A 1,257-nucleotide genomic window follows, 5' to 3' on the forward strand; every position below is an offset into this window, starting at 1 on the left:
TCGCTCTAACAGCCATTCTGGGAAGAATGCACCGTGGCGCAGCTTCGGCACTGCGACATCGATGGTGCCGACACGGGTGTCGAGGTCGCGGTGGCGATACCCGTTGCGGTGGTTGACCCGCTCGGTGGAGGCGACGCCGTATTCGGCGCCGCAGACAGTGTCGGCCTGGGCGGAGAGGATTTGGTTGATAAACCCTTGCAGCATCTGGCGCATCAAATCCGGAGAGGCTTGAGCGAGCAGATCATCCAGATAGGTTGCCGGGTCGATAGAATGCGGATCAGCGGTCATCGTCATGTTCCTTTCGGTGAGATGTGGTAGTTGAGTCGAAAGGTTACTGGCGGGAGAGTGTCCGATTCTTTGTGTGCGGGGACTTGGTTTACAAGTAGTCCGCGAACCGGTCAGGGTACGCCACGGCTAGTTGGTTAATGGCTTGTTTCCACCCGGTGGCTTTCGCTCCTTCAATATAGCCGTTGCATTCGATGTCGTGCTTTGCTTTCTTCGCTCGCTGGGCAGCGCGCTTGTCTTCGATGTTGCAGATCATCAACCACAGTGTTTTCAACGCCGCAGTATCGTTCGGGAATTGCCCGCGGTTACGGGTAGCTTTACGCAGTTCAGCATTCAGCGATTCGATCGAATTCGTGGTGTAGAGCACCCGCCTCGCTGCTGGCGGGAACTGCAGAAACGGCACGAACCTGTCCCAGGCATCGCGCCAGACTTTGACCGATTGCGGGTATTTACGGCCCGGTTCACTGGCCTCGAAGGCATCAAGGCTGGCGCGGGCGGTGTCTTCGTTGGCGGCTGTAAAGACCTCACGTAGCGCACGGGAGACACCTTTGCGGTCCTGATACGACACCCACCTGTTGGCCGCCCGGATCAGGTGCACGATGCAGGTCTGCACCATGGAATTCGGCCAGGTTGCTTCTACTGCTTCCGGCAGGCCTTTGAGCCCGTCGCAGCAGACGATGAACACGTCTTGGACGCCACGGTTGGCAAGGTCAGCGCAGACTGATGCCCAGAATGCGGCGCCTTCATTGTCAGCGATCCACAATCCCAGGATGTGTTTGATGCCGTCCATATCCACACCGACGGCCATGTAGCAGGCCTTATTCACCACCCGGTGGGCACCTGCGGATTTTTACTCGTAGCGCGTCGAGGAAGATCACTGGGTAGAACTCGTCGAGCTGGCGGTTTTGCCAGGTCATGACCTCATCTAACACCGCGTCTGTGTCTGATCTGATGTAGGTGGTCCAGTTCGGC

General features: G+C 57.9%; 1 protein-coding gene and 1 pseudogene. Both read right to left on the reverse strand.

From position 1 onward, the window contains the following. Positions 1–288 (reverse strand): transposase (locus HMPREF2656_RS02850; RefSeq protein ID WP_210400950.1); only part of this gene is annotated, 288 nt, incomplete at its 3' end. Positions 289–376: 88 nt separating this feature from the next. Then, a pseudogene (locus HMPREF2656_RS02855) lies at positions 377–1,257 on the reverse strand (IS256 family transposase); the annotation flags it as partial.

It is taken from the genome of Corynebacterium sp. HMSC034B08 (genome assembly GCF_001835805.1).
Classification (GTDB): domain Bacteria; phylum Actinomycetota; class Actinomycetes; order Mycobacteriales; family Mycobacteriaceae; genus Corynebacterium; species Corynebacterium coyleae.